Below are 2,219 nucleotides of genomic sequence, written 5' to 3'. Positions count from 1 at the left end.
TCTGGATTACTAAAAATGTCTTTATTATAAAGTTGTTCTAATTTTAATACCTGATTTATCGCATTAACTATTACTTTTTGCTGGCTTTTATCGATAGATTTTTGATTCTTTATATCTTGCATAACAGTTTCAAAATCTTTTGAGCCATCTTCCGTATTTGCTTGTAACAACTGTGCAATCCAATTTGTAAATGTCTCATCCATTTTTTGTGTGAATGTATCCCACTTAATATTTTCTACTGAAATCCCACTGTGGTTCCAAAAATAAATATGAGGCGCACCATATAATTTTTTAATGTTCGGATTTGTTTTTGCTTTTTCTTCTAGTGTCTTAAATTCTCCCTGTTCTTTTATATAATTTTTATAAATGTTTGCCATCGAGACAGGGTTTTTATCAGTTAGATACAATCTGAATCCATATTCTTTATTCTTATTAATAGAAGGATATTGATGTGTAAAACTAAACTGTATATCGGAATCAGCAGTGAAATGAATATTATCATTATACATATTGTCAGCTATATACATAATGGAATATTTAGATTTATTCAATGCAAAGAATCTCATAGAAAAACTTTCTACGAATGACATGTCTTGATCTTTTAAATATTCTTTCCAGTTTGGGTCATTGCTAGGTATATTTTTCCCTTCCGATAAGGGTAACGTATAGCTGTCCGCACTTACTTTAGGCCATGTAAATTCATTGGCTCCTTCAGACTTAGTAGATTTTAACTTAATACTTAAATAGGATTCTTTCTTTTCAATCTTCACATCTATTTGGTCATCTGGATAATTCCAAGATATACAATCATCTTTTTTTATTAGATTTGTTATTTTTTTCTTCGGTAGTGGTAAGGAAGCACTTTCTCTTACACCATCTTTTTCCACAAAAATCTCACCAGTTTCAGGATTCACATCAAAAGTGAAATTTTTGTATTGAGAAACCACGTTTTGTCCCTTTGTTGTAATATCCTTTTGTTGTGCATAACTTAGGGATGGTAATGTAAGACATATTGAACTCATCAAGATTGGAATAACTAGCTTTTTCATTTTTTTATTCATATTTATAAACCTCCTTATTTGTATTTCTATGATACAAATACATTGTGACAGGAATGTGACAATGTATTCATTGAAGCAAAATTATTCCTTTTTATTTAGCTTCATGATGAGTGGCTCAAAAAAGAACGAATTCTTGCCGTGCCCCATGCCCATCAACTTAAGAAATTTTAGTACCCCCAAGTACAAAAAACGGTTATTCTTTCTAAACTAAACAAGAAAGAATAACCGTTTTTTGTGTTGATTTGGAATAAAGATTGATAAAAATAAGAATTTTAATAGTGATTTATCTATATACAAAAATAAAACGTTTAGAACAAATTAAACTGTTGGTAAACTATCTAAATAACAACTAAGCACTCATTTGCTTTCTATAATAAATATAAAAAATTCCATACATTAGCAAAAGAATAAGTAAAACTTGTATTTCAACATTTTCTTGTAAAATAGTAGCTATCGGTTCTGGAAGATAAGGGGATTTTTGAGCACCACCTAGACCTAATGCTTTATTAACAATTCCAATTATACAAAAGAAAAAGATCCCTGACCAACTTGCTATAATTGCTTTATGTTTAATATCTTTATCTCTTTCATCATCTTTAATCCAAGGAGCTGATCCTTTATTACTTGTAAAAAATCCATTAATATAAGCCCACAATATAGCCCCCACAAAATATACTAAATAATTCATAATTCTATACTCCTTTCTTTAAAAAAAGTTCATCTACTGTTGTATTCAATACTTCTGAAAGATTAAAAGCTAATTTTAATGTAGGATCATACTTATTATTTTCAATTGCATTGATTGTTTGTCTACTAACCCCACATTTATTAGCCAAGTGCTCTTGCGACAATCCCTTTTTCTCTCTCAAATCCTTTATAATATTTTTCATATCTCTTCTCCATTTTTTATAATCAAAATGTCAAAAGTTTTTTACACATCAATTATAAAAAAACTCAATTGGATTGTCAAATGTTTTTGACACGATATATTACTATCAACTTAAGATGAAATTATACCCATAATTTATAGAAAGCGTTATTCTATTTGTAGAAATATACAGAAAGGATGGCGTTTTTGTATGAATCTATCGACTCAAGATGAGTTTCATTTGTTCGTTGAAGAACTACAACGATATCTATCTCCACATATTCTTCAAC

General features: G+C 29.0%; 2 protein-coding genes and 1 pseudogene. All 3 read right to left on the bottom strand.

The features are described 5' to 3' along the window. Positions 1–1,061 (bottom strand): annotated as a pseudogene (locus ACM6HU_RS25425) (hypothetical protein); the annotation flags it as partial. 349 nt (positions 1,062–1,410) lie between these two features. Continuing rightward, positions 1,411–1,749 (bottom strand): hypothetical protein, encoded by a 339-nt coding sequence (locus ACM6HU_RS25420; RefSeq protein ID WP_016114259.1) that lies wholly within the window; start codon positions 1,747–1,749, stop codon positions 1,411–1,413. Positions 1,750–1,753: 4 nt separating this feature from the next. Then, positions 1,754–1,951 carry a helix-turn-helix transcriptional regulator gene (locus ACM6HU_RS25415; protein ID WP_016114258.1) on the bottom strand — a complete coding sequence of 66 codons (198 nt, stop codon included), beginning with the start codon at positions 1,949–1,951 and terminating at the stop codon, positions 1,754–1,756. Positions 1,952–2,219 lie beyond the last annotated feature (268 nt).

The sequence above is a fragment of the Bacillus sp. IT-79MI2 genome (assembly GCF_949768135.1).
GTDB classification, from domain to species: domain Bacteria; phylum Bacillota; class Bacilli; order Bacillales; family Bacillaceae_G; genus Bacillus_A; species Bacillus_A pseudomycoides.
This window is presented reverse-complemented; position numbering and strand designations above follow the sequence as displayed.